Annotated in this window: 22 protein-coding genes and 3 pseudogenes; 14 read left to right on the top strand and 11 right to left on the bottom strand. The window is 68.0% G+C overall.

Features of this window, described 5'->3' with window-relative positions:
• Positions 1 to 9 precede the first annotated feature (9 nt).
• From AB5J55_RS00305 to AB5J55_RS00295, 3 genes are all read right to left on the bottom strand, one after another.
• The gene (locus AB5J55_RS00305; RefSeq protein WP_369268682.1) at positions 10 to 579 is read right to left on the bottom strand and encodes a cysteine hydrolase family protein; all 570 of its coding nucleotides are present in this window, start codon (positions 577 to 579) and stop codon (positions 10 to 12) included.
• 314 nt (positions 580 to 893) lie between these two features.
• The gene (locus AB5J55_RS00300) at positions 894 to 1454 is read right to left on the bottom strand and encodes a hypothetical protein (RefSeq protein ID WP_369268681.1); all 561 of its coding nucleotides are present in this window, start codon (positions 1452 to 1454) and stop codon (positions 894 to 896) included.
• 62 nt (positions 1455 to 1516) lie between these two features.
• On the bottom strand, positions 1517 to 2077 hold the full coding sequence (locus AB5J55_RS00295) for a hypothetical protein (RefSeq protein WP_369268680.1): 561 nt from the start codon (positions 2075 to 2077) through the stop codon (positions 1517 to 1519).
• A gap of 581 nt (positions 2078 to 2658) precedes the next feature.
• Between AB5J55_RS00295 and AB5J55_RS00290 the strand changes: the two genes are divergently transcribed.
• The 5 genes from AB5J55_RS00290 to AB5J55_RS00270 all read left to right on the top strand — a co-directional run bounded on the left by AB5J55_RS00290 (position 2659) and on the right by AB5J55_RS00270 (position 5487).
• Positions 2659 to 3777 carry a YihY/virulence factor BrkB family protein gene (locus tag AB5J55_RS00290; RefSeq protein WP_369268679.1) on the top strand — a complete coding sequence of 373 codons (1119 nt, stop codon included), beginning with the start codon at positions 2659 to 2661 and terminating at the stop codon, positions 3775 to 3777.
• 6 nt (positions 3778 to 3783) lie between these two features.
• A complete protein-coding gene (locus tag AB5J55_RS00285; RefSeq protein WP_369268678.1) occupies positions 3784 to 4203 on the top strand; it encodes a phage holin family protein in 420 nt (139 codons plus the stop codon).
• Entirely contained in the window at positions 4200 to 4670 is a 471-nt protein-coding gene (locus tag AB5J55_RS00280) for a DUF3618 domain-containing protein (protein ID WP_369268677.1), read from the top strand. The genes AB5J55_RS00285 and AB5J55_RS00280 overlap by 4 nt, the downstream gene beginning before the upstream one ends.
• Positions 4667 to 4933 (top strand): DUF4235 domain-containing protein, encoded by a 267-nt coding sequence (locus AB5J55_RS00275; RefSeq protein WP_369268676.1) that lies wholly within the window; start codon positions 4667 to 4669, stop codon positions 4931 to 4933. The genes AB5J55_RS00280 and AB5J55_RS00275 overlap by 4 nt, the downstream gene beginning before the upstream one ends.
• Positions 4934 to 5088: 155 nt before the next feature.
• Positions 5089 to 5487 carry a nuclear transport factor 2 family protein gene (locus AB5J55_RS00270; protein WP_369268675.1) on the top strand — a complete coding sequence of 133 codons (399 nt, stop codon included), beginning with the start codon at positions 5089 to 5091 and terminating at the stop codon, positions 5485 to 5487.
• A gap of 440 nt (positions 5488 to 5927) precedes the next feature.
• Here AB5J55_RS00270 and AB5J55_RS00265 read toward each other — a convergent pair whose 3' ends face one another.
• On the bottom strand, positions 5928 to 6560 hold the full coding sequence (locus AB5J55_RS00265; RefSeq protein ID WP_369268674.1) for a type III effector protein: 633 nt from the start codon (positions 6558 to 6560) through the stop codon (positions 5928 to 5930).
• A 126-nt stretch (positions 6561 to 6686) separates the two neighbouring features.
• Here AB5J55_RS00265 and AB5J55_RS00260 point away from each other — a divergent pair, with 126 nt between their 5' ends.
• From AB5J55_RS00260 to AB5J55_RS00250, 3 genes and pseudogenes are all read left to right on the top strand, one after another.
• Positions 6687 to 7118 carry an Hsp20/alpha crystallin family protein gene (locus AB5J55_RS00260; protein ID WP_369268673.1) on the top strand — a complete coding sequence of 144 codons (432 nt, stop codon included), beginning with the start codon at positions 6687 to 6689 and terminating at the stop codon, positions 7116 to 7118.
• Positions 7119 to 7225: 107 nt separating this feature from the next.
• Positions 7226 to 7620: pseudogene (locus AB5J55_RS00255) on the top strand (DUF2267 domain-containing protein).
• 61 nt (positions 7621 to 7681) lie between these two features.
• Entirely contained in the window at positions 7682 to 8125 is a 444-nt protein-coding gene (locus AB5J55_RS00250; protein WP_369268672.1) for a DUF2267 domain-containing protein, read from the top strand.
• Positions 8126 to 8197: 72 nt separating this feature from the next.
• Here the strand turns inward: AB5J55_RS00250 and AB5J55_RS00245 are convergent.
• From AB5J55_RS00245 to AB5J55_RS00235, 3 genes and pseudogenes are all read right to left on the bottom strand, one after another.
• Positions 8198 to 8278, bottom strand: a pseudogene (locus AB5J55_RS00245) (IS5/IS1182 family transposase); the annotation flags it as partial.
• A gap of 99 nt (positions 8279 to 8377) precedes the next feature.
• A pseudogene (locus AB5J55_RS00240) lies at positions 8378 to 8500 on the bottom strand (IS5/IS1182 family transposase); the annotation flags it as partial.
• Positions 8464 to 8658 carry a transposase gene (locus AB5J55_RS00235; RefSeq protein WP_369276036.1) on the bottom strand — a complete coding sequence of 65 codons (195 nt, stop codon included), beginning with the start codon at positions 8656 to 8658 and terminating at the stop codon, positions 8464 to 8466. The pseudogene AB5J55_RS00240 and the gene AB5J55_RS00235, both read right to left, overlap by 37 nt.
• A gap of 289 nt (positions 8659 to 8947) precedes the next feature.
• On the opposite strand from AB5J55_RS00235, the gene AB5J55_RS00230 reads away from it, so the two are divergent.
• The 4 genes from AB5J55_RS00230 to AB5J55_RS00215 all read left to right on the top strand — a co-directional run bounded on the left by AB5J55_RS00230 (position 8948) and on the right by AB5J55_RS00215 (position 10323).
• On the top strand, positions 8948 to 9439 hold the full coding sequence (locus AB5J55_RS00230) for a DUF2975 domain-containing protein (RefSeq protein ID WP_369268671.1): 492 nt from the start codon (positions 8948 to 8950) through the stop codon (positions 9437 to 9439).
• A complete protein-coding gene (locus tag AB5J55_RS00225; RefSeq protein ID WP_010981499.1) occupies positions 9439 to 9660 on the top strand; it encodes a helix-turn-helix transcriptional regulator in 222 nt (73 codons plus the stop codon). Before AB5J55_RS00230 ends, AB5J55_RS00225 begins: the two co-directional genes overlap by 1 nt.
• Complete coding sequence (locus tag AB5J55_RS00220; protein ID WP_369268670.1) at positions 9657 to 9782, top strand: hypothetical protein; 126 nt, start codon at positions 9657 to 9659, stop codon at positions 9780 to 9782. The genes AB5J55_RS00225 and AB5J55_RS00220 overlap by 4 nt, the downstream gene beginning before the upstream one ends.
• A 283-nt stretch (positions 9783 to 10065) precedes the next feature.
• Positions 10066 to 10323, top strand: coding sequence for a hypothetical protein (locus tag AB5J55_RS00215; protein WP_369268669.1), 258 nt, complete (start codon positions 10066 to 10068; stop codon positions 10321 to 10323).
• 404 nt (positions 10324 to 10727) lie between these two features.
• On the opposite strand, the gene AB5J55_RS00210 is transcribed toward AB5J55_RS00215, so the two are convergent.
• Entirely contained in the window at positions 10728 to 11846 is a 1119-nt protein-coding gene (locus AB5J55_RS00210; RefSeq protein WP_369268668.1) for a fatty acid desaturase, read from the bottom strand.
• Positions 11847 to 11853: 7 nt separating this feature from the next.
• Positions 11854 to 12909 (bottom strand): ferredoxin reductase, encoded by a 1056-nt coding sequence (locus AB5J55_RS00205; RefSeq protein WP_369268667.1) that lies wholly within the window; start codon positions 12907 to 12909, stop codon positions 11854 to 11856.
• Between the two features lie 87 nt (positions 12910 to 12996).
• Between AB5J55_RS00205 and AB5J55_RS00200 the strand changes: the two genes are divergently transcribed.
• A complete protein-coding gene (locus AB5J55_RS00200) occupies positions 12997 to 14136 on the top strand; it encodes a PucR family transcriptional regulator (protein ID WP_369268666.1) in 1140 nt (379 codons plus the stop codon).
• A 77-nt stretch (positions 14137 to 14213) separates the two neighbouring features.
• On the opposite strand, the gene AB5J55_RS00195 is transcribed toward AB5J55_RS00200, so the two are convergent.
• Together AB5J55_RS00195 and AB5J55_RS00190 are read right to left on the bottom strand one after the other, a co-directional pair.
• On the bottom strand, positions 14214 to 14573 hold the full coding sequence (locus AB5J55_RS00195) for a hypothetical protein (RefSeq protein ID WP_369268665.1): 360 nt from the start codon (positions 14571 to 14573) through the stop codon (positions 14214 to 14216).
• 156 nt (positions 14574 to 14729) lie between these two features.
• Positions 14730 to 15821, bottom strand: a complete 1092-nt coding sequence (locus AB5J55_RS00190; protein WP_369268664.1) for an IS630 family transposase — start codon at positions 15819 to 15821, stop codon at positions 14730 to 14732.
• Positions 15822 to 16056: 235 nt separating this feature from the next.
• Here AB5J55_RS00190 and AB5J55_RS00185 point away from each other — a divergent pair, with 235 nt between their 5' ends.
• On the top strand, positions 16057 to 16662 hold the full coding sequence (locus AB5J55_RS00185) for a dihydrofolate reductase family protein (RefSeq protein ID WP_369268663.1): 606 nt from the start codon (positions 16057 to 16059) through the stop codon (positions 16660 to 16662).
• Positions 16663 to 16810 lie beyond the last annotated feature (148 nt).

The raw sequence follows: 16810 nt of genomic DNA, 5'->3' as shown, positions 1-16810 counted from the left end.
GCGGCGGCGTTATCGGGAGGGCGGGGTGAAGTCGACTTCCTTCGCTGCCACGATATGGGCACCCATGTTGCGGTTCATCATCTCCAGGGCCGCCGCCTCCAGATGCGGATGGATGGATGCGACGGCGTCCTGCGGCACGGTGACGGTCAGGTGGCGGATGTGCGCGTCCAGGGCCGAATACAGGATGCACTGCTCGGTCACCTGTCCGCACAGCACCACGTGCCGCACCCGCAGCTGCGACAGGAGATAGGGCAAGGGTGTCTCGTAGAAGATCGAGTGACGGGCCTTAACCACGAAGAGCGAATCGTCATCGGGCTTGATCGGTTCGATCAGGTCCGCGTGCCGCCCCGCCAGGGCGGTGTCGACGAGTTCTCCGTGGTGGGAGCGCCAGACCCCGAAGTTGTCGTTCGCGTAGATCACCGGTACGTCCGCCTCCCGCGCCCGGCTGATCAGGTCCACCAGAATGGGCACGACGCGTCGGGCGGACGGCACGAGCAGCTCGGCGTCCTCGTGGTCGTAGGTGTTGATCATGTCGATCACGATGAGGGCGAGCCTCGTCGATTCCGCGGAGCCGTTCACGGTCTTTCCCGCCTTCGAGGTGCCGTCAGCTGCGCAGGTCCGCGGTGATCTTCGTGCGGTAGACGTCGAAGAAGCCCTGCTGGTCCTTGCCGATCTGGATGACGTACACAATGCCGAACCCCGCGTTCACGAACGCGTGAGGGCCTCCAGATGCGCGACCGGATCGTCAACGCACTGTACGGAGGCCGCCACCTGTTCCGCGGTGACCAGAGAGACGCTTGCTCGAAGTGGCGCGGGGCCGGCAGGACCTGCAGGCGCTCCACGGGCAGCTGCCCGTCCGTCTCCGCGCGGCGCGCCTTTGCCATCGCGTGGCGTCAGGTGGTCAGCAGGCGGTTGAAGAACGCCCGGTAGTGGCGCAGGGCTTGGCGTAGGTCCTCTGTGTTCGCCTGTTCGCCGCGGTTCCACTGGCCTTCGAGTTCTTGCTTGTGGTCGGCGAATGTGGTGGCCAGCTGTTGCATCACTTCGGCGACGAGTGCGTCGGCGGTGTGCACGGCCTCGCGAGGGTCGTCCACGAACTTGTTCTGCACGTCGTGCCAGCGTGCGCGAAAGCCTTCCTCGTCCTTTGGGGTAAGGAGCTGGGGCGCCTCGTCCTCGGTGTGGCCGTCCTGGTTAGTGGTTTGCTGCTGTGTGCGGGAGTCGGCTTGTACCGCCTCGTCCTCCCTGCCCGTGTCGGTGAACGCGGCCTCGTCGTCGGCGGGCCGGCTCGGCGTGGCCGTGCTCTCGCCGGGGAAGGTCGGCACGGCGGTCGGTGCGCTCGCGGCGCTCTCCCGCGTGGACGTGTCGCTCTCCCGCGTGGACGTTTCGCGAGGTCGGGCGAGATCGTCGGTAGACAGGCCGCTCGCGGCGGCGGTGTCCGGTATGTCCTTGCGTTGCATGTCTCCTCCGTTCCTGGAGGCCCGGGGCCTCCCGGACGGGCGGTGGGGCTGTTCCTGAGCGTTCACGCGTGGGCGTGGCGGCGGGGTTCGCCACCGTCGGAGAGCAGCTCGTCGAACAGGGCCCTGTAGTGGACCATGGCCCCCCGCAATTGTTCGGTGGTCGCCTCGTGCCGGGTGCTGAGCACGTCGACATCGTGGGCGGCCCGGTAGTGCTCGAGTGTGCGGCTGTGCTGGACCGAGAGGTCCTTGAGCTGTTGCTCAAAATCCTGGGTCGGGTAGCCGCGCTCGTGCATCAAGGAGGTCACCAGGCGGTCCGCGTCGTGCACGGCGTCTTCGGGACGGTCCACGAACTCATCCTGCACGCCGGTCCACTCCCTGGTGTACCGATCCCGGGAGCTGCTGGTCAGCGGCTTGATGTCCAGTGAGTCATGCCGCTTCTCACGGGCTCTGAGCTCACGCTCGCCGGCCGTGCGGCTGTCCGCATCCTCCATCGTACGTTCATACTCCGGGCCGAATCGCTTGCGGAGCTTTCGGCGGCGCATGACCATCGAGGCCGCCACGATTGCCACGGCGATCACGACCGCAATGGGAATGATGATCGCCAGAAGTGTCCCTGTTGACATCGCGCAAGCCTCCCAATATCGCCCTTTTCGCCTCTTTGTGACGAATGGCCGTTTCTCTGCGTTTGAAACGAGGTGCGGAGGCGAATCGGTACGGTCAGGCGCGCCGGCGGGGCAGGGGCTACGACGCTGGTCGCGGTGTGAGGGGCCGAGCCGTCACACGTCGATCATCGAAGGCGCGGCCTTCCGGGCCGTGCTCGGGTCTGAGTGCGCGCTCATGGCCACGAGGGTGCCCCTATCTCTTTGGCCAAGGTGGGCGGGTGCTGGTTCGGGCGTTTGGAACGATGTCGTGGGCGTCATTTCGACTGAGTTCGGGAGTCACCTGCGGCTCCTCTGCGTGATCAATGCCGGTGTGAATTGATGTCACTGTGCCGCCGTGTCAGCCCCCCAGGGCTGATGCAGCGGGCTGATCGTTGGCGTAGGCGTGTCCGCCATGTGCACTGAGATTGATCACGGCCGCTAGACGGCGATCTCTGCGTTCGGATGGAGCTGGGCGAGCCGGCGGTAGAGCTCGATTTCTTGATCCTTTGACGGTATGTCTTGAATGCGTGTATGTGTGGCGCTTAGTCGGATACTCGTGCGCAATGGCACGGACAATGAAACGGCATATGCGGCACGACGAGCACGGCGCGAGCGACACGAGGGCCGAGACCGCGCGGGCACCCGAGGCCGGGCCGGACGAGCAGGTGGAGCAGCGGGCTCCGGACACTCCGACGGACCTGCCCAAGCGCTCCTGGGGGGCGGTGCTGAAAGGCACCTTGAAGGAGTTCAAGAAGGACGAGCTGACCGACCGGGCCGCAGCGCTCACCTACTACAGCATCCTGGCGCTGTTCCCGGCGCTGCTGGCACTGATCTCACTGCTCGGGGTCGTCGGAGAGTCGGCGACCCAGCAGGTCCTGGACAACATCCAGAAACTCGCCCCGGGCGCGGCGCGAGACGTCCTGACCAGCGCGGTGCAGCAGATGCAGGGCAACGCCGGCCTCGGCTCGCTCGTGGCGATCGTGGGGCTGCTGCTCGCGGTGTGGTCGGCCTCCGGCTATGTCGCCGCGTTCATCAGGTCCGCCAACGCGGTGTACGACGTCCCGGAGGGCCGCCCGGTGTGGAAGGTGCTGCCGGTCCGCGTCGGTGTGACCGTGGTGCTGATGGTCATGGCGGTGATCAGCGCGGTGATCGTCGTGTTCACCGGCGGTCTGGCACGCCAGGTCGGCGACACGTTGGGGGTCGGCGACACGGCGCTCACGGTGTGGTCGATCGCGAAGTGGCCGGTGCTGGTGGTCCTGGTCACGATCATGATCGCGATCCTGTACTGGGCGACGCCCAACGCGAGGGTGCGCGGCTTCCGCTGGATCACGCCGGGCAGCTTCCTGGCGCTGGTGATCTGGATGATCGCCTCGGCCGGGTTCGCGTTGTACGTGGCGAACTTCGCCTCGTACAACAAGACCTACGGCACCTTCGCCGGCGTGATCATCTTCCTGGTGTGGCTGTGGATCACGAATCTGGCCATCCTGCTGGGCCTGGAGTTCGACGCCGAGCTGGCCCGCCAGCGTGCCGTCGCGGGCGGTCACCCTGCCGACGACGAGCCGTACGTGCAGCCGCGCGACACCCGCAAGTGGGACGAGGAGGACCACCGGCGCCTTGACTCCTCGACGGGGGCCGACGACGGCTCGCCGGACCTGCGGCAAACGCCGAGCAAAGAAAGGTGAACACCCATGACAGCACAGGACTCCCACCGAACGGACAGTGGAGCGACGGAACCGGTGGGCGACCTGGTCCAGCGTGCGTCTCAGCAGTTGTCGCAGCTGGTCCGCGACGAGATGCGCTTGGCACAGGCGGAGATGACCGAGAAGGGCAAGCGGTTCGGCAAGGGCGGTGGCCTGTTCGGCGGCGCCGGCCTGATCGGTGTCCTCACTCTCCAGGCACTCGTGGCCACCGTGATCGCCGCGCTGTCGCTCGCCATGGACATATGGGTGGCGGCTCTGATCGTCACCGGTGTCCTGGCCGCCATCACCGCCCTGATGGCTGCTCTGGGCAAGAAGCAGATCAGCAGGGCATCCCCGCCCACTCCCGAACGGACCCTGGACAGCGTCAAGTCCGATGTGGCCGAGATCAAGGAGAAGGCACAGCGATGACCCCGGACAGGCAGCATAAGGGCGATGAAGCAGCCCCTTCCCCCGAGGAACTGCGGGAACAGGTCGAGGCGACCCGCGAGGAACTCGGCGAGACAGTCGAGGCACTCGCGGCGAAGACCGACGTCAAGACCCGCGCCCACGAGAAGACGACGGCCGTCAAGCAGCAGGTCGCCGAGAAGGCCACCCAGGCCAAAACCCAACTCAAGGACAAGGCGACCCACGCCGCTCACGCGGTGCAGGACACGGCTCCGGAACCGGTGCGTGCCAAGGCCGCTGCGGCGACCGAGCAGGTCCGCGACAAGGCCGTGCACGTCGCCGAGCTGGCTCGGGACAAGGCACCGGAACCGGTTCGCGAGAAGGCCGGCCAGGGCATGGAGGCGGCGCGGGCCAAGCGCACCCCGCTGCTCGCCGCCGCCGGCGGGCTCATCGTGCTACTGCTCATCCGACGTGCCAGGAGGCACCGATGAAAGCCTCGAAGATCGCTTACAAGCCGGTCGGCATGGCCATGGGCGCCGTCAGTGGTGTCCTGGCTGGCGCGGTGTTCAAGCAGGTCTGGAAGCGGCTCGGACACGAGGAAGACGCCCCCGATGCCACCGACGAGCAACGCACCTGGCGCGAGGTGGTGCCGGCAGCCGTCGTGCAGGGCGCGATCTTCGCCGGCGTCAAAGCCGCCGTTGACCGCGGCGGCGCCACCGCCACCCGCCGCCTGACCGGCACCTGGCCCGGCTGACCGACTGTGAGCGTCCGCACGGGCCGAACTCAACCAACGCCGCCTGGACGACCCCGGCAACATCCCCGCCCTTCCAGAGCACTTCGTGGTCCAGGCAGCGCGGCGCATTTCCAACAGGGACGGCGCTGCCCGATCGTCACGCGCATGATGAAGGCATGACCGATCGCGAAGACTTCCTGGCGTGGCTCAATAGCGCCCTGGTCGAGGCGGAGCGTGCACTGCACAACGGCAATGCGGCCCCACGCCGGGCGCTCTGGTCGCGCAACGAACCCGTGAGCGTCCTGGGGGCGTGGCGCAATGCCTACGGCCAGGAGGAACTCGACAGGCTCTTCACCGCCCTGGAGAAAAGCTTCTCCGACTGCACGTCCTACGTGTTCGAGCTGCAGGCATTCGACGTCTCGGGAGACATGGCCTATACGGCTGGTATTGAACACACCTCCGCCTCCGTAGACGGAGAACCGCGCACGTACACGTTGCGGGCCACCCAGGTGTACCGACGAGAGGAGGGCGCGTGGAGGGTGGCCCATCGCCACGGCGACGCAGTGACCGCGTGACGCAGTCGCGCCCCCTCGCAATCCGCCCTGACCCGCAAGCGTGACGGACGGCTCGTGGGCGGACCCGCGACGTGGTGACGTCGGTCTGTGCAGGTGACCGCGGCAAGGGCTTCGGGTTCGGCGATGTGAAGCTCGCCCTGACTTTGGGCGCTGTCCTGGCTGGTACGGCTGGCATCGTCTTGATCGGGGCCGTTGCGGGCTACCTGCTCGGCGCGCTGTACGGCATCGGCTTGCTCCTTGTGGGTCGGGCCGGTGGGGATACGAAGATCCCGTTCGGCCCGCTTCTCCTCGCGGGGGAGCGCTTGCCGAGGTGCTGCCGGGCGCCTCTCTGTTGAACGAGATGTTCCCTGGTCGACGTCTGCGCCGCCGCTAGTAGCGCTAGCCCGGTGCCGCAGCGCCGACTGTGTCTCGTCCGCGCCGCGCGACGCGTGTGGGTGGGTCTATTGGGGCGGTGTGAGGGTGTCGAGCCGGGCAGCGAGGTCCGGGTGAGTGGAAGCCAGGTGCGGGCGGGCAGCGCTCAGGGGCGCGATGAGGGCGGCGGGGTCGTCGTGGGCGAGGGCTGCGTGGAGTTCGTTGAGCGGGCGGCGGGCTGCGGCGGGCAGGTCGGTGAGTGAGGTGATCTGGCCGGCGAGGCGACGCAGGTCGGCTGCGTTGCGGCGGGCCCACGTGGCGGTGGTGCGGTCGGCGGCCCGGGCCTGACGGGTGGCCTGGACGCGTTGCTCGCCTGTGGTCCCGGCCGGGCCGGGGCGGCCGCGCAGGTAGCGGCGTTCGGCGGCCTGGCGGCTGGCGACACCGAGGGGGTGGGCGAGGTCGGCCCAACTGGCGCCCGCGTCGCGGGCGGTTTCGATCAGGCCGGTCTCCCATCCGGCGAGTTGCTCGCGGACGTGCCGCAGCAGCATCAGGGAGGCAAGGGCCTGCTCCGGGGCCGGCCCGGCGTCGGGCGCGTCGGGGGCCTCGTCGCGGGCGATGCGCAGTGCGTCGTCTATGGCGTTAAGGGCCGCCGCGGCGGCGAGGAACGATGCCGGGCTGTGGGCGTCGCTGCTGGACGGGGACGGCTGGTCGGTCGGGGTCACGGATACCTCCCTCGGGGTGTCATCGCGTAGACGACATCATGTTTGTCATCCATTGGATGACATGTTACAACAGTTTCAGTGAGCGCATTGGCAGCAACTGCCCGAACCTGCTGGAGGTGTTTCACGATGTTGATGCGCACTGACCCTTTCCGTGAGCTGGACCGGCTGGCCCAGCAGTTGATGGGCCCGGGCACCTGGTCGAAGCCGTCGGCGATGCCGATGGACGCCTACCGCGAGGGCGACGAGTACGTGGTGGCGTTCGACCTTCCCGGTGTCACCGCGGACGCGATCGACATCGACGTCGAGCGGAACATGCTGACGGTCAAGGCCGAGCGCAGGCCGGTGGCGAAGGCCGACAACGTGCAAATTGAGCTGTCCGAGCGGCCGCTGGGCGTCTTCTCCCGCCAGATCGTGCTCGCCGACACCCTCGACACCGAGCACATCAAGGCCGACTACGACGCAGGCGTGCTCACCCTGCGCATCCCGATCGCCGAGCGTGCCAAGCCCCGCAAGATCTCCATCGGCGTCGGATCCGGCCACAAGGAGATCTCCGGCTGACACCGGCCGGACAGGTGCGGAGGACGGGCACCTGATCTCCTCCCCTCCTCGCCCCGTCCTCCGCACCCCCGTGGCAGTCCGAAGGACAAGAAGGCGTGGCGGCCAAGATGACCCTGCGACGCGAAGCGTTCCTCGACCATATGAAGGAACGCGCCGAGTACGGCACCGTGGAGGAAGTCGAGCGCGCGGCCCGTGTGGTGATCGCCCTGCTCGGTGCGCGCTTGGTCTGCCAGGTACGAGCCCAGCTCGCGGCGCGCCTTCCGGAGGGTTCGCCCTGATCCTGCTCAACCCGCTGCACGGCGCCGAACCGCTGCCGCCGCAGCGGTTGGTCCAGGCGACCGCAACATGGATTGAGGGCGCCACCTAGCAGGCCGCGACCTGGGACGTCAGCGCTGTCCTGTCCACGGCCGCCGACACATCCGGCGACCACCTGCTGAGGCAGATCCTGCTCCAGCTCCCCGCTGGCTACGACGTTCTCTTCGGCCGCCCCCCGTCCACGTGACCTCTACCCCTGGGCCCTACACCGGCCCCACCACCCTGCTCCACGAAAGGCATGCACCGCAGTGATCACCGACGAGCGCGCACTGCTTGAGCACCAGCAGCCGTACGGGACGGCGTATGCGCAGATGCTGGACAAGGTCCGCTACGACGGCGCCTACCCCACGCGCGAGAGAGCCGACGAAGCCGTCCGTCTGGTCCTTTCGGGGCTGGGACGCCAACTCACCGGCGACGAACGCGTCGAACTGGCCGCCCGGCTCCCCCTGGAGGCCGCACGCGTCCTGACCGCACAGATCCCCGACATCCAGCCACTCACCGGATGGGCCTTCGTCAAGGACCTCGCCGGCCGTACCGGCGCTTCCCTAGCCACCACCCGATGGGACACCGGCTCCGTCTTCGCGGCCGTCGCCGCCCACGCCGGCCCCGACCTGATCACCCGCATCCTCCACCAACTCCCGACCGGCTACGCCCTGCTGTTCGGCCGCGCCGAACTCAACCCCGCCGCATGAACGGGCCCTGAGGCTGGTCCCGCAATGATCACAAGCTGAGTCAGCCAGACCTGCGTCTGGCTCCTCGGGTATTCCAGCCAGGGCGATGTTGTGCAGGTGCGGGATGCCGAGCATCGCGTGGTGAACGCCGTCGCCCTTGAGGCGGCAGTCGCGGTGTCGACCGAGTCGCTGTGAGTTCTCGACACCGTTGCGCGCGATGCGGTGCTGGATGCCGCGCTGGGGCAGCCATTGCCGCAGGTGGCGGTAGTCGTAGCCCTTGTCGGCGTAGGGCTTACCGGGCTTGCGCCGCCTGCGTCCGCGGCGGGAGCGGATCGGCGGTATGCCCGTCACCAGCGGGATCAGGGCTTGGCTGTCGTGGACGTTGGCGCCCGAGATTCCGACGGACAGGGGCAGACCGGTCCGCTCAATGACGCTGTCGGCAGCTGCTGCCACGTACAGCCCGACGTGGCCCCGAACACGATCGCCGCCAGAACCTCCTGGTCGCCATGCCGACGCCGACCACCACCTTCAGGCCGCGACGGCGCCCATGGCACCACTCGCTGGAACAGCTCCCACAGCTCATCAGTAGCGGTGACCCTGGCGCTCCTGGCCACCGCGAGCAGTCGGGCCGCACAGCTCCGGTGTGGTCCGGCAGGCCGCAGCCAAGTAACTGAGCATCTCCCGCACTTGAATCTGGATCAAGACGGTTCACGCAACCGCCACGCCATGAGAGACGGCAGCGTCCCGCCACCATGCGAACCCGCCATCACTCTCCGTCCCAGTCCTTGCACAACCTATCGAGTTGCGATAGATTTCCATCGCAATTCGATGGAAGGATGGATCGTGGGAAAGCTGACAGTGCGTGCGCTGCGCGCCGTGCTCGTGGTGGTGCTCGCCGGCGCCGTGTTCGTACAGGCAGGGATGGTGTGGGCGTTGGTCAGCGGGAGCGACCCGGAGGACGGGTCGCTCCCGCTGACCCCGCTGCGCGTGATCACGATCCTGGGCATGGTGTCGGTCCAGGTCGCCCTGGTCTGCGTATGGCGGCTGGTGACGATGGTGCGACGCGGAACCGTGTTCTCCCACGCCGCCTTCCGGTACGTGGACGGCGTGATCGGGGCGATCGTGGCGGCTGCCCTCGTGTGGTTCACGGTCACGGCCATCAATGCGCCGGGCCAGCGGGACGACCCGGGCGTCACCGTCATCATGGGCGGGATCGGCCTGGCCATCCTGGGGGTCGCGCTCATCGTGCTCGTGCTGCGGATGCTGCTCGCCCAGGCCGTCGCGCGCGACGTCGAAGCGGCGCAGATGCAGGCCGAGTTGGACGAGGTGATCTGATGCCGATCGCCGTCGATATCGACGTGATGCTGGCCAGGCGGAAGATGTCCGTAGGCGAGCTCGCGGACCGCGTAGGGATCACGCCCGCCAACCTGGCGGTACTCAAGAACGGTCGCGCCAAGGCGGTGCGCTTCGCGACGCTCGCCGCGCTCTGTGAGGTGCTCAAGTGCCAGCCGGGCGACCTGTTGCGCTGGGAGGCCGAGGACGCAGCGGGCGGATGACGCACCCTTCCAAGGCCCGCCGCTCCAGCGTCCACCTGCCCCGCTTGACCACCGCCCGTGCCCTGGCCCAGCGCCCGCTCGACGCCCCGGAGGGACTGTCCCGCCCCCAACCGCCGAGCTGACCACCCACATCGCCGAACTCGACCACGCCATCGCAGAACTCACCTGCACCGACAGCCCCGACGCATGAATGACCCCGTCGCACTGCGGCTGAGGCACGCCCTCGAACACGCCGGCATTCCCATACGGCCGGGCTCCGACCAAGCTGTCGTGCACGCCTTCGAGCGGATCGTGACCGGCAACCCGAACACACCAGCGGCGCCCTGTCCGTCTCCACGCCGTGCACGGAAGCGGCTGTCTCGCGCGCCACCTACTACCGTTCGCCCTGGCGAAGATCATCACCGGATGCTCCGGACACCGGACGCGCCCCGACCGCAGACCGACACCCTGGCGGCGGACATCGCCCGCCTGAAGAAGGCGGACCGCACGCTGCGCTCCCCACACGCGGCCGAGCAGCGGGAGGCAGGTGCCACCATCGCCGCCTACGCCGACCACATCCAGCCGCTGAGCCCGCGGAACGCCGAACTCGAAGCGGAGAACGCCACCCTGCGCGAAGCTCTAGGCCAGGGCGGCACCGTGGCCCTCCTCCCTGTGACGCGTTGAATGCTGCCGGAGGACTGTCGCAACCAGGGCCTGCCACCTGTGTTACTTCGGTTCACCCGCCCAACCCGGCAGCAGCGCAGGGTTGGACACCGGGGCGGCGAGCATGGTTCCGGCAGTCTCCACGTCACAGCCCATGCCTTCCACCCAGCCCGCCCGTCGACAAACAGGGTGCGCGTACGCACCCGAGTACACGCCCGACCACGGCAGGTCAGCGCACTAAAACACCTCGCCGGGGGCTGTGTGCTGAGCTCCTGGCATACGTCCAGGCAGAGCAGCCGGACACCGGGCTGCCCGGATCCCGTGTCGTGCGGTCTGATGTCGCGGCCGCCCACCGTCCGCAAGGGATCTCACCGAACCCGGCGGTGCCGCCGGTACGGCTGAAAGATCTGAACCAGTACCCGGAATCAGGCCGCGACGAGCTCCTGCTCGCGGTCCGGCGTCTTGACCTTGGGCTTCTTGTTCGGCAGCGAGAGCCGGAAGACCTTGTGCCACGCGGAGAACACCTGCTTGGGCAGCGGCCCGGTGACGTACTCCAGCTCGTACTTTTCGAACAGCGCGCGCACCTTCACCGCGACCTCGGCGTACCGGTTGCTCGGCAGGTCCGGGAACAGGTGGTGCTCGATCTGGTGGGACAGGTTGCCGGTCATGAAGTGCATGGCCTTGCTGCCGCTGATGTTCGCCGAGCCCATCATCTGGCGCAGGTACCACTGGCCGCGCGTCTCGCCCTTGATCGACCGGCGCTCGAAGACCTGCACCCCCTCGGGGAAGTGCCCGCACATGATCACCGAGTGGGTCCAGATGTTGCGGACCAGGTTCGCGGTGAACGTGGCGGCGAGCGTGGGGAAGAACGACGGGCCCGACAGCAGCGGGTGGATCACGTAGTCCTTGAGCACCTGCTTGCGGATCTTGCGTCCCACGGCCTTGGCCTGCGCGCGGAACTCCGGGTTCTTGCGGCGGCGCTTGTGCAGGTTCTTGCCGAGCTCCAGGTCGTACGCTGCGATGCCGTACTCGAAGAAGCAGGCGTTGATGAAGTTCCACAGCGGCTGGCCGAGGTGGAACGGGTGCCATTTCTGGTCCTCGTCGACGCGCATGATGCCGTAGCCGAGGTCGTTGTCCTTGCCGATCACGTTGGTGTACGTGTGGTGCAGTTCGTTGTGCGAGTGCTTCCACTGGTCGGACGGTGAGACGTGATCCCACTCCCAGGTGGTGGAGTGGATCTTCGGGTCTCGCATCCAGTCCCACTGGCCGTGCAGGACGTTGTGGCCGATCTCCATGTTGTCCATGATCTTCGCCACGGACAGACCGGCGGTGCCGAGCAGCCACGCGGGCGGGAAGATCGAGAACAGCAGTACGCCCCTGCTGGCCAGCTCGAGCTTGCGCTGCGCCGAGATGACCTTGCGGATGTAGGCGGCGTCTTTCTCGCCGCGGCTGGCGATCACCTCGTCGCGGATCGCGTCCAGCTCGCGGCCGAGCTCCTCGATCTGCTCCGCGGTCAGGTGGGCGGTGGGGTCGATGGCGGTCAAGGTGCTCCTACCGTTCGATGTCGCAGGGGCCCGCCGCGGCGGACACGCAGGTCTGGATGAGGACGCCCGGCTCGGCCTCGGTGATCTCGCCGGTGCGCAGGTCGCGGACGGCGCCCGCCTTGAGCGGCGTGATGCAGCCGAAGCAGATGCCCATGCGGCACCCGGAGGGCATGAGCACGCCGGCTTCCTCGCCGATGTCCAGCAACGGCGTGGCGCCGTCCGCGTCGACGGTCTTGCCGGTGGCGCTGAACGTGACCTCACCGCCGTCGCCGGCGACGACGATGCTGGGGCGGAAGCGTTCGGTGTGCAGGCGCTCTTGTACGCCGTGCTCGCTCCAGTACTCTTCGGCGGCGTCGAGCAGGCCCGCGGGCCCGCAGGCCCAGGTCTCGCGCTCGGCCCAGTCGGGTACGAGTTCGTCGAGACGGGCGATGTCGAGCAGGCCGTCTGTGTCGGTGTGCACCTCGGTGAGCCGCAGCTTCTTGTCCGCGACCAGGTCGTGCAGTTCGTTGCGGAAGATCACGTCTTGCGGCCGTGGCGCGCAGTGGACCATGACGACGTCGTCGAACTGGGTGTCGCGCAGCATGCCCATCACGGGCGTGATGCCGCTGCCGGCAGTCAGGTAGAGCACCTTGGCGGGCTTGGCCTGCGGCAGCACGAAGTCACCGGTCGGCTGGTCGAGCTGGATCAGCGTGCCCGGTTTCGCCCTGCGGACCAGGTGGTTGCTGACCTTGCCGTCCGGGATCGCCTTCACGGTGATCGTGACGCGGCCGTCCTGGCGGTATGTCGGCGAGGTGATGGAGTAGGCACGCCACAGGCGCACCCCGTCGACGTCGACCCCGATCCGCACGTACTGACCGGCCGTGTGGCCGCGCCAGCCCCGTCCCGGCCTGATCACGATGGTCGCGGCGTCACCCGTCTCGGGGTGCACGGCCTCGATGCGCCCACGCAGGTCGGCGCCCGCACGCAGCGGGCTGACCAGGTCGAGGTAGTCCGACGGCAGCAGCGGCGTCGTGACCATCTCCAGCAGTTTCCACGCCCTGCTGCGGAGGGCTGTACTCGTCATACCTTCAGCTTGCTGCGCCTCAAGGCGTAGAGTCATGACCGCAGGACGTGAATCTGGCCGACTTAATTGTTCGCAGGGAACAAAAACGTGAGCCAAGCAATCCGGAGGGTCAGCGAACTGGCCCTGGACGAGACGACGGCCATCGCACTTCGGGCCGAGCTGAAGAGCACCGCCGACGAAGTCGTCCAGGCGATCATCGATGAGGTCCCTTCCTACGCCAACGCCCTTTCGGGCCGCATGGGCGGCACCATCCGCCGAGCCGTCCGCACCGCCCTGGGGCATTACCTGGACCTCGCGAGCGGGAACGCCACAGGCGGCGACGCCGGTGACGCGGCCTACGAGCTGGGCCGCGGCGAGGTGCGCGACGGCCGTTCGATGGACGCTCTGCTCAGCGCCTACCGCGTCGGCGCCCGCGTGGCCTGGCGATGCCTGGCAGCGGGTGCCGTACCCGCGGGTCTGCCCGCCGCCGAGGTCGCCAAGTTCGCCGAGCTGACCTTCGCCTACATCGACGAGCTCTCCGCCGCGAGCGCCGCGGGCCACGCCGACGAACTGGCCGCCCGGGGCCGGGACCACGAGCGCCACCTGGAACACCTGGCCCGCGACCTCCTCGCCGGCGCGAGCCCGGACGTGCTGCTGGCCTCTGCTCAACGGGCCGGGTGGCAGCCTCCGGTTTCGCTGACCGCGGTCCTGCTGCCCGCCGCCCAGGCCCGGCCCGCCTACCGCACGCTCGACCCGAGCACCCTCGTCCTCGACGATCTGCCGGACGCCACCGGCGTGCTGCTCGTCCCCGATGCCGACCGAACACATCTCCTGCGGCAGCTGACCGACCGTACCGCCGTGGTCGGCCCGGCCCGACCATGGACTCGTGCCTCCGCCTCGTACGCACGAGCCGTACGCGCGCGCTCCCTCTCCTCCGAGATTCGCGACACCGAGGACCACCTGCCCGAGCTGGTGCTGAGCGCCGACGCGGACGCGCTCGAAGACCTGCGTGCCGGAGCCCTCGCACCGTTGCGGACCTTGCCTGCCGCGACCGCACGCCGGCTGGAGGAGACGTTGCGGGCGTGGCTGCTGCACCAGGGCAGGCGGGACGAGGTGGCGGCGGCGTTGTTCGTCCATCCCCAGACAGTCCGGTACCGGATGTCGCAGCTGCGGGAGCTGTTTCCGGATCTCGCATCGCCACAGCGGGTCCTTGAACTGACGCTGGCGGTCGGTCTTCGGGTCAGCTGACGCGTACTTCGACCGTCCACGCCCGCGTCCGCGAGCAGTCCAGGAATCGTGCCTCGTTCTCGGTGCCATCAGCTGGCTCATGCGGCCCGGGGAAGAGCGGTATTGGCCAGCTGAGACCGAAACCGTGGCCCCCTCATCGCCGATCCGGCTACCGAGAGACACGACGACGCAACGCATCCGCTCGCCAGGATGCCGAGCGCGCCGATGACCGTGTCGGGACCGGGAGAACCGGCAATGACCGATCCCGCGAACGCGACGGCGATGGCAACCTCGCCGAGCGCGAGCAGCGCCAGCCACCCGGCGCGTATGCCGCGGGGCGTCCTGGCCCTGGCCCTGGCGGAGCCCAGCAGCGCTGCTCCGCCGACCATGCCCAGCACGGCCGTTATGATCAGCGCGCGGTACAGGAGGGCGCTGGAGGGCGTGATCAGCGGTTTCACCAGTGCGCCGCCCGTGTGAGTGGAAAGGTCATACCGGAGAACGAGTCGGCCCGCCGCGGTGCGCACCCTCTGGGCGCAGGAGGTCCGGACCGCCGCCGCCAGCCAACGCAGCAACGTGCTCCGTCCACGAGTGCCTTCCGGCATGTCGATCCACGTCTAGTGACGTGAGTCGGAGATTCTCTGGCAGTAGGTGGCGACTTTGTCGAGGATCTCGTCGGCGGTTTTCGTCCAGACGAAGGGTCTGGGGTGTTCGTTCCAGTCGGTGAGCCAGGCTCGGATGTCACGCTCGAGGGCTTGGACGGAGCGGTGGACGCCGCGGCGGAGTTTCTTACTGGTCAGTTCGCCGAACCATCGCTCCACCAGGTTCAGCCACGATGATCCGGTGGGTGTGAAGTGCAGGTGGAAGCGGGGATGTGCCAGCAGCCACTTCTTGATGGCGGGTGTCTTGTGGGTGGCGTAGTTGTCCAGGATCAGATGGACGTCGAGGTCTGCGGGTACTTCCTTGTCGAGTTTGGTCAGGAACTTCTTGAACTCGGCGGCCCGGTGTCGGCGGTGCAGTGAACCGATCACCTTGCCCGTGGCCACTTCCAGGGCCGCGAACAGGGTGGTGGTGCCGGCCCGGACGTAGTCGTGGCTGCGGCGTTCGGGGACGCCGGGCATTATCGGCAGCACTGGTTGCGAACGGTCCAGGGCCTGAATCTGCGATTTCTCGTCCACGCACAGCACCAGAGCCTTCTCCGGCGGGTCGAGGTAGAGACCGACCACATCGCGGACCTTGTCGATGAACAGTGGGTCCGTGGACAGCTTGAACGTCTCGGAACGGTGGGGAGCCAGGGCGAACGCACGCCAGATCCGCGAGATCGCGGACTGGGACATGCCGGTCGCCGCCGCCATCGACCGGGTTGACCAGTGCGTGGCATTCGCCGGCTTCTCCTCCAGCGTCCTGACGATGACCCGTTCCACATCGGCGTCAGTGATCTTCCTGGGTACACCTGGCCTGGGCTCGTCGGACAGGCCGTCCAGACCGCGGTCAAGGAAGCGTCTTCGCCAGGTGCGGACCGTGTCCGGAGCGACCTTCAGCCGCCGTGACACCTCCATGATCGAGTGGCCCTGGGCGCACTCCAGCACGATCCGGGACCGCAAGGCCAGGGCTTGAGCAGTCGACCGGCGACGCACCCACCCCTCAAGCACAGCCCGCTGGGCATCCGTTACTGACAACGGCGGGATCTTCGGTCCACGACGATTCACACCAAACCAACGACGAACCTCTGACTCAGGTCACTAGGTCAGGCGCCGCGTCGTCGCCCCGACGCCGCAGTGAGAACCCATCTTTGAACCGGCCCTCCGGGCCCCTCCGAAGCAGTGCCACTCCGCCGACCTGATCGGCTGCAGCGTCATGGTCTTCTCGATACTCCACAGCGCGGCGATGAGTTTGTGGCTCCCGGCCGGTCCAAGCTCATGACACTTAGGAAAGGACACCGCCATGTCGGAGCTTCTCGTCGACTTCATCACCTCCCTCGACGGCCACGCATCGGGAGAGGGATGGCCCGGGTTCTGGGGCCTCGAGGGCCCGGAGTACCTCGCATGGCTCGGCGAGCAGCCCGAGGCCACCTACCTGATGGGAGCGAACACCTACCGCCTGATGTCGGGCTTCGCCGCAGGCGAGGTCCCGGATGGCCAAGACGAGTTCAGGCCTGAAGAAGAGGCGTCCGTCGACGAGCTCACGCAAGCGTCCAAGGTGGTGTTCTCCTCCTCACTCAAGGAGCCACTGACGTGGGCCAACTCCACGCTCGTCCGCGACGACGCCGTCGAGGCGGTCCGCGCCATGAAGTCGGATGGCTCGGGGCTCCTCAGCACGATCGGCAGCCTCAGCTTGTGCCGGTCCCTGCTACGAGCCGGACTCGTCGACCGCTTCCGGGTCGTGATGTTCCCGGTGATCACCGGGGCCACGGGCGAGGAACGCATCTACGACGGCTATCCGGACGTTGCCCTCGAGATGATCGAGCACCGCACCTTCGACGGCCGCATTCAGCTGGTCGAGTACAAGCCCCGCGTGCTCGAGCACCCGCCGCTCTTCGTCCCTGCGTGACGTCGCCCCGTCCGCCGGTCTGGGCGGGGCGACCAGGCCGGCGCCGGCGGGCGCGGAGCAAGACCCAATAGTCCGACCTCCTGGTGCAGGTGCTCTCGGAACGCTCTCCACGAGTCGCCGGGAAGTGAAGCGGCGTTGTCGGTGGGCT

The organism is Streptomyces sp. R11 (assembly GCF_041051905.1).
Lineage (GTDB): Bacteria > Actinomycetota > Actinomycetes > Streptomycetales > Streptomycetaceae > Streptomyces.
This window is presented reverse-complemented; position numbering and strand designations above follow the sequence as displayed.

What these genes read in the sequence shown, in the direction of transcription:
- AB5J55_RS00300 (WP_369268681.1), bottom strand. Translation starts at nt 1,454, where the DNA reads ATGCAACGCAAGGACATACCGGACACCGCCGCCGCGAGCGGCCTGTCT.
- AB5J55_RS00295 (WP_369268680.1), bottom strand. Translation starts at nt 2,077, where the DNA reads ATGTCAACAGGGACACTTCTGGCGATCATCATTCCCATTGCGGTCGTG.
- AB5J55_RS00290 (WP_369268679.1), top strand. Translation starts at nt 2,659, where the DNA reads ATGGCACGGACAATGAAACGGCATATGCGGCACGACGAGCACGGCGCG.
- AB5J55_RS00285 (WP_369268678.1), top strand. Translation starts at nt 3,784, where the DNA reads ATGACAGCACAGGACTCCCACCGAACGGACAGTGGAGCGACGGAACCG.
- AB5J55_RS00280 (WP_369268677.1), top strand. Translation starts at nt 4,200, where the DNA reads ATGACCCCGGACAGGCAGCATAAGGGCGATGAAGCAGCCCCTTCCCCC.
- AB5J55_RS00275 (WP_369268676.1), top strand. Translation starts at nt 4,667, where the DNA reads ATGAAAGCCTCGAAGATCGCTTACAAGCCGGTCGGCATGGCCATGGGC.
- AB5J55_RS00270 (WP_369268675.1), top strand. Translation starts at nt 5,089, where the DNA reads ATGACCGATCGCGAAGACTTCCTGGCGTGGCTCAATAGCGCCCTGGTC.
- AB5J55_RS00260 (WP_369268673.1), top strand. Translation starts at nt 6,687, where the DNA reads ATGTTGATGCGCACTGACCCTTTCCGTGAGCTGGACCGGCTGGCCCAG.
- AB5J55_RS00225 (WP_010981499.1), top strand. Translation starts at nt 9,439, where the DNA reads ATGCCGATCGCCGTCGATATCGACGTGATGCTGGCCAGGCGGAAGATG.
- AB5J55_RS00220 (WP_369268670.1), top strand. Translation starts at nt 9,657, where the DNA reads ATGACGCACCCTTCCAAGGCCCGCCGCTCCAGCGTCCACCTGCCCCGC.
- AB5J55_RS00215 (WP_369268669.1), top strand. Translation starts at nt 10,066, where the DNA reads ATGCTCCGGACACCGGACGCGCCCCGACCGCAGACCGACACCCTGGCG.
- AB5J55_RS00205 (WP_369268667.1), bottom strand. Translation starts at nt 12,909, where the DNA reads ATGACGAGTACAGCCCTCCGCAGCAGGGCGTGGAAACTGCTGGAGATG.
- AB5J55_RS00185 (WP_369268663.1), top strand. Translation starts at nt 16,057, where the DNA reads ATGTCGGAGCTTCTCGTCGACTTCATCACCTCCCTCGACGGCCACGCA.